Source organism: Nocardia brasiliensis IFM 10847 (assembly GCF_000710915.1).
Taxonomy (GTDB): Bacteria; Actinomycetota; Actinomycetes; order Mycobacteriales; family Mycobacteriaceae; genus Nocardia; species Nocardia brasiliensis_A.
This window is the reverse complement of the sequence record NZ_BAUA01000127.1, coordinates 1-6,438: the sequence shown is the minus strand read 5'-3', so window position 1 is coordinate 6,438 and position 6,438 is coordinate 1. Positions and strand designations below refer to the sequence as shown.

General features: G+C 69.8%; 5 protein-coding genes. 2 read left to right on the top strand and 3 right to left on the bottom strand.

Annotated elements, in window-relative coordinates; translation table 11 throughout:
• On the top strand, window positions 1-306 hold a 306-nt coding region (locus tag NBRGI_RS26690; protein WP_029899965.1), incomplete at its 5' end, for a phosphoribosyltransferase.
• An 11-nt stretch (window positions 307-317) separates the two neighbouring features.
• Here NBRGI_RS26690 and NBRGI_RS26685 read toward each other — a convergent pair.
• From NBRGI_RS26685 to NBRGI_RS26675, 3 genes are read right to left on the bottom strand one after another with little or no spacing between them, the layout of a single operon-like run.
• Window positions 318-1,037, bottom strand: coding sequence for a cyclase family protein (locus NBRGI_RS26685; RefSeq protein WP_029899964.1), 720 nt, complete (start codon window positions 1,035-1,037; stop codon window positions 318-320).
• Complete coding sequence (locus tag NBRGI_RS26680) at window positions 1,034-3,241, bottom strand: serine/threonine-protein kinase (RefSeq protein ID WP_029899963.1); 2,208 nt, start codon at window positions 3,239-3,241, stop codon at window positions 1,034-1,036. Before NBRGI_RS26680 ends, NBRGI_RS26685 begins: the two co-directional genes overlap by 4 nt.
• Window positions 3,238-5,745 carry a serine/threonine-protein kinase gene (locus NBRGI_RS26675; RefSeq protein WP_051728046.1) on the bottom strand — a complete coding sequence of 836 codons (2,508 nt, stop codon included), beginning with the start codon at window positions 5,743-5,745 and terminating at the stop codon, window positions 3,238-3,240. The genes NBRGI_RS26680 and NBRGI_RS26675 overlap by 4 nt, the downstream gene beginning before the upstream one ends.
• Before the next feature lie 126 nt (window positions 5,746-5,871).
• On the opposite strand from NBRGI_RS26675, the gene NBRGI_RS26670 reads away from it, so the two are divergent.
• The coding region (locus NBRGI_RS26670) for an amidase family protein (protein WP_029899961.1) at window positions 5,872-6,438 on the top strand (567 nt) is incomplete at its 3' end.

Sequence of the window (6,438 nt, the reverse complement as noted above, 5' to 3'; positions counted from 1 at the left end):
GTCGTGCGCATCATGAAGGACCTGGACAAGGACATCGCGGGCCGCAATGTGCTGATCGTCGAGGACATCATCGACTCGGGCCTGACGCTGTCCTGGCTCAAGCGCAACCTCTCCACCCGCAACCCGGCCTCGCTCGAGGTGGTCACGCTGTTACGCAAGCCGGACGCGTTACGCACGCACGTGGACGTCGCGCATGTCGGCTTCGACATCCCGAACGAGTTCGTCGTCGGTTACGGCCTCGACTACGCCGAGCGCTACCGCGACCTGCCCTACATCGGCACCCTCGATCCCAAGGTCTACTCCTGACGCAGGCCCCGTCAGGTGCCCGGCAGTATCCCGAAAATCGTTGCGGGAGAGCCGGAGCCGTCGCGGTAGAGCGGCGCGCCGACCAGGATCCACGCGCCGGTCGCCGGTAGGGCGGCCAGGTTGGCCAGGCATTCCAGGCTGATCCGGTGCTCGCGGTACAGCAGTTTCGAGACCGCGTAGGTGTGGTCGGTGCCGAGGTCGGGCCCGAAGGTATCGATACCGAGCGCGCCGCGCCGGCCCAGCCGACCGGTGCGCAGCAGCCATTCCATCGTTTCCAGCGCGAAACCCGGCTGGTGTTCGGCGGATTCGGCGGTGCCGAGGAATTCCGGGGTGCCCCACTTGGCATCCCAGCCGGTCCACGCGACGACGGCGGCGCCGTTCGGTATCCGGCCGTGCCGCGCTTCCCACTGCTTCAGATCCGCGACCGTGATCGCGTAGTCGCGGTCGCGGTCGCAGCGGTCGCGCACGTCGATCTTCACCGCGGGCAGCAGCAGGTCGTCCAGCTCCAATTGATCGGCGCCCAGACCGTCGGGATGGAAATGGATCGGTGCGCCCCAATGGGTTCCGGTGTGTTCACCCTGCTGGATGTAGCGCAGGTAGTAACCGTCGTTGGCGACCGTTGCGACGATATCGGTGCGGAACTCCGGATCGTCCGGATACAGCGGCGTCGTGGCCGGGTCGTGCACATGCGACAGGCTCACCAGCCGCCCGAGCGGCCGCGGCGAGGTCATCGCTGCCGCTGCGGGATGGCCCGCGCCAAGGCGAGCAGATCGGCCTCCAGCCAGCGGAACAACCGGTAGGTAACCACGAATGCCAGAATGCCACCGACGCTGAGCCAGCGCACCGGAACTATGACCAAACCCAGATCCGCGGCGTCGACGAAGGTCGCCCCGGCCACCCCGAGCAACGGCACCGACGCCGCAACGCCGAGGTAGAAGTTGCCGCGCCGGGCCAGATTTCGCAACTGACGCTCGTCGCCCGGCCCGACGCCGCCGCGCACCAGCAGTTGCGGATACACCACCCGCACCGCGAAGAGCATGGCCGGAAAGAACGGATAGGCCAGTGCGATGGCGGCGCAAACCAGCTGTGCCGCAAAGAAATGCAGGAAGGTCCCCGGTGGGAGCGAGACGCCGCTGGCGGCCAGGGCCAGCGGCCAGGCCACGCCCGCGATGACCCACATCGCGAACGGCACCAGCACTGCCCAGTCGCCGAGCAGCAGGGTGTCGCGTCGCGCCTTGGCCAGCGTGTGCGCGGAATACTCACGGCCACGGGCCAATCGGAACGAGACGGTCAGCGGCCTGCGGCTGAGCGCGATGAGCAGGACGGCCGCGAGCGGAAAGGAGATCAGATTGTTGATCAGGCCGACGGTGAAGAACTTCTGCTGATCGGCCGCCGCGAGCCGATCGATGATCAGCGACTGGTTGAGCTGGATGTTGTACCAGCTGGCGAGCACGTTGGGCACGCCGACGCACAGCGCCGCCACCGGGATGAGCCAGCCGCGGGCCCGGAACCGCAGGCTGGTCGGCGGCGGGTCGACCAGGTCGCGGGCGCGGGCGTCCAGACACAGATCCAGCTGCCCGGCCAGCTCGGCGCCGTTGCGCCAGCGGCGCTTCGGCTCGGCGCGTAGGCAGTCGAGCAGGACGCGGCGCAGGGCCGCCGGGGTATCGGCGGGCAACTGCGCCAGTGCGGAGTCGGGTATGCCCGCCCTGCGGGCTTCGAGCATGCGCGTGAGGGCGTCTGGCCGCGCCTCGGCCGCCTCCGGCTGGTCGTCGAACGGGTGTGCGCCCGTGAGCATTTCCCACAGCAGCAGGCCGAGCGAATAGAGGTCGCTGCGCGTTCCGGGCGCGGGGGCCGCCGGGTCGAGCAGGCGGGCCAGTTGTTCGGGGGAGCGGTAGCGCAGCGAATCGGCTTCTAGCTCAGCGTGATTCGTCCCCCCGGATTCGCGCAGCGCGAAATCGGCCAGCTTCGGCACGCCCTCGGCGGTGAACAGCACATTCGCCGGTTTGATGTCGTGGTGCAGCACGCCGAGATGCGCGGCGTGATCCAGCGCGTCGGCCAGCCGCCTGCCCACCCACGCCACCGTCTCCGGCCAGCTCAGCGCCGCGATCTCGGCCCGCACACTCGAATCCGACGGCCGGATCTCCCCTTTCGCCTCCATCGCCGCGTCGACCGCCCGCAGCAGCGCGGCCCCGCCATCGGACTCGGGGTCACGGCGGCGCTGCTCGAGCACCCCGAGTGCTGTGCCGCCGGGCAGGTACTGCATATAGACCAGCCGCGGCGTGGCCGCTTCGAGCAGTACCCGTTGGTCGAATACGCGGACGATGTGGGCGTGGTCGAGCTGGGCCATGGTCTGCGGCGCGCTCGCGCGGCCTGCCGAAAGGCGCACGGCGACAAGGCGTTGCATGGATCGCTGGCGAGCCAGGAACACGCGGCCGAGCACCCCGGCACCGAGGTCGGTCAACAGGTCGAAGTCGTCGATGCGCCGACCGGGGGCGAGTGCGGCCAAGGCGGCGACGGCGGCGGCCGATTCCGCCGCACCGACATCCGCGGCGCCCTCGTCGGTGTCGAACGCGGCGAGGCGCTCGCGGATCTCGTCGGCGAATTCGGGGTACTCCGCGATGAACTCCGCGACCGGCAGCGGCGCGTGGCGGCGGCGGGCCGAGAACTCCGCGCAGACCAGGTCGGCCAGGTCGGGACTCTGCTCCACCTCGGGAAACTCCTTGCGGTACTCCGCGATCCGCTTGCCGAGAGCGGCGGCGCGTCCCCAGCGTTCGCGCAGGTCGATGCGCAACAGCTCGGTCAGGATGGCCAGTCGCGTCTGGGCGCCATCCGGGACGTAGTCCGCGATGCGCGGCGGCGCGAGCCGGTCGTCACGCAGGCTGCGCTGCCAATCGGCGGCGAACCGGGCGATCGCGTCGGCCTGCGAAGCCGTCACGTGCGCGGCTCCCGCACCGTGGCATCGACCACCGCGGGCGCGACCACTCGCTCCAGTGCCCGCAGATCCGCCTCCAGCGCGCGGAACAGCAGGTAGGCCAGCACGAACGCGATAATGCCGCCCACGCACAGCACGCGCACCGCGAAGATCACCATCGGAATGTCGGCGGGCGGCAGGAACGTCACCCCGGCCACCGCGAGCAACGGCACCGAGGCGGCGACCGCCAGATAGCCGTTGCAGCGGCGGTCGAGCCCGCGCAGCCAGATCGCGTCTTCGGGGCTGATGTCGCCGTGCCGCAGGAACAACGGGTAGATGCAGCGCACCATGTAGAAGGTCAGCAGGAAGAACGGGTAGGCCACCGCGATCGCGCCGCACACCACCAGCGACGCGAGGAAGTGCACGATCGCCCGTGCGGGCAGGTCCCCGGTCACCAACTGCAATGCGATCGGGAAGGTCACCCCCGCCACCACCCAGAGCGAAAACGCCACGGCTACCGCACGATCCCCGAGCAGCAGCGCGTCGCGCCTGGTCCGGCGCAACGTCTCGGGATCGTATCGGCGACCCTTGGCCAGGCCGTGCGGCACCGTGAGCAGGTACCGCGACATGTACAGCAGGATCGCGATGCCCGCGGGAAAGACCACCGCGTTCACCACGCCGGTGATGATGCCGAAGCTGTGTTGCGCGTCCTCGTTCAGCCGGTTGATGATGAGGTGCTGGTTGTGCTGGATGTTGTACAGCGAGGCAAGCACATTCGGCAGCCCGACGGCCAGCGCCGCGACGAGCAGCCGCCACGGGCGCAACCGCAGCCGCCAGCTGGTCGGCGCCGGGTCGACGAGTTCGCGGGCCCGCGCGTCCAGGCACAGCTCCAGCTGCCGGGCCAGCACCGCGCCGTTGGCCCAGCGCATCGTCCGCTCGGGCGCCAGGCAGGTGAGCAGCACCCGGCGCAGCGCCGCCGGGCAATCAGCGGGAATCCGTTCCAGCGCCGCGGCTTCCACGCCCGCGCTGCGCCGCTCCAGCATCGCCTCGAGCGTGGTGTCGTCGCCGTACTCGCCCCCGCCCGCGGTGCTGTCGTCGAACGGTTTCGCGCCGGTGAGCAGTTCCCAGAGCACGACGCCGAGTGAGTAGATGTCGGCGCGGGTGTCCAGATCGGCCGCGCTGCGGCCGAATCCGGGATGGCAGGCCTCCAGCTGCTCGGGCGACATGTAGGACAGCGAGCCGCCGAAATAGGCCACCGGACTGGTGCCTTCGACATTGCGGCTGAAGCTGATGTTGAAGTCGGCGAGCTTCGGCACCGCCTCCGCGGTCAACAGCACGTTCGCCGGTTTCACGTCCCGGTGCAGCACCCCGTGCGCGGACGCGTAGTCCAGCGCCTCGGCCAGCCTGCGCCCGAGCCAGGCCACCGTCTCGGGCCAGCTGAGCGTGGCGATCTCGGCCCGCACGCTCGAATCCGTCGGCCGGATCTCGCCTTTTTCCTCCATGGCCGCGTCGACCGCGTCCAGCAGCAGCCGGCCGCTGCGCTCGGCGGGCGGGGTGGCGCGCACCCAGCGCAGCACGCCGAGCAGCGTGCCACCGGGCAGGAACTGCATGTAGAGCAGCCGCATCCGGCGCGCGGCGCCGCCGCCGGAACCGAGCACCCGCTGATCGAAGACCCGCACGATGTAGTCGTGGTCGAGCTGGGCCAGGGTCTGCGGTTCGGTGCCGTGATCGGTGGAGATCTTCACCGCGACCAGCCGCTGCAGCGAGCGCTGCCGGGCGAGGAAGACCCGCGCGAACGCGCCGCTGCCCAGACCGGTCAGCAGGTCGAAATCGTCGATCCGCTGGCCGATTTCGATCCGGTCGAGCGCGTCGAAGCGGCCGGGACCGGTGCCGATCGTGGTCGGCACGGCGGTCGCCGTCCCCGTCGGGTCCGTGCTCGCTCGCGTCACCTCTGAACTACGGGTCGACGCCACGGTTCGGTTCAATCCACTGTCGGCGAGAGCGGTTCGGGTGCGGTCCAGCGCGGCCAGTGTGGAATCTTCCAGAACCGCCCGCAGCGTACTCTGCTCGACCTCATCGGCGTTGAGCAGGTCGCGCAGTTCCGGCGCCTGGTCCGGATATTCCCGCAGACAATCCCGGGGATCCACGCGTTCACCGCTGTGCCTGCGGATGACGAACTCCTCGTACACCAGTCCGGCCGGGATACTTTTCGGTTGCAGTTCGGGAAATTCGCGGCAATATTCGGCGAGCCGTTTGCGCGGTCGCGGTTCGGTGCGTTCCAGCGCGTCCGGGTCGAGCACGGTGCGGCGCAGCCAGCGATGCCGCAGGTCGACCCGGATGAGTTCGAGCAGTGCCGCGGTGCGCAGCGTCCGGGCGTCGGGCAGGAACTCGGCGATCTGCGGCGGCTGCTTGCCCGCGGTGCCCGCGGCATCCTCCCAGGCCGCGGAGAAGGCTTCCACCGCGCTGAATTCGGTGCCCAGCGCGGGATCGCCATAATCGGAAGTACTTCTATCGGACTCGGCACTCATTCTCGGACCTTAATTTTTCCGCCACACCCGATGTCATCATCCCCCGTGCAGTATTCGGAATGATAACTTGCGGCTGAACAGCGATCACCCGAATTCGACGACGATGCGACGGGGGACGACCAGCACATGTTCGAGAAGGCCACAGCGGTGGCAGACGGTTCGGCACAGACATCAGCACAGCGCCCGGCGGCAGAACGGCCGCGGGTCGGCCACGCCCCGGCGCCGCCGGTCAGATCCGCGGCCGTGCCGGTCGAGGAGAACCCGGACGGCAACCGCGGGCCGGCCGCGGCGCTCGCGGCGGGCGTGCGCGACGGCTCGCTGACCGCGCGCGAGACGGTCGACGCCACGCTCGCCCGGATCGTCGCCGAGCACCGTAACACCAATGCGTTCAGCGTTATTCGCACCGACAAGGCCAGAGCCGAGGCGAGCGCGCTGGAGCAGCGCGCCGACCTGGATGTGCTGCCGCTGGCCGGAGTACCGATCTCGATCGAGCACCACATCGCGGTGGCGGGTGAGACGATGCGGTCCGGGTCGGCCGCCACCGATGCCCGCCCGGTCGCCGACGACCACGCAGTGGTGCGCAGGCTGCGCGCGGCGGGCGCGGTGATCGTGGGGCTGACCACGGTGCCGGAACTCGCACTGTGGGGCACCACCGACACCCCGGACCGGATCACCGGCAATCCGTGGAACGTC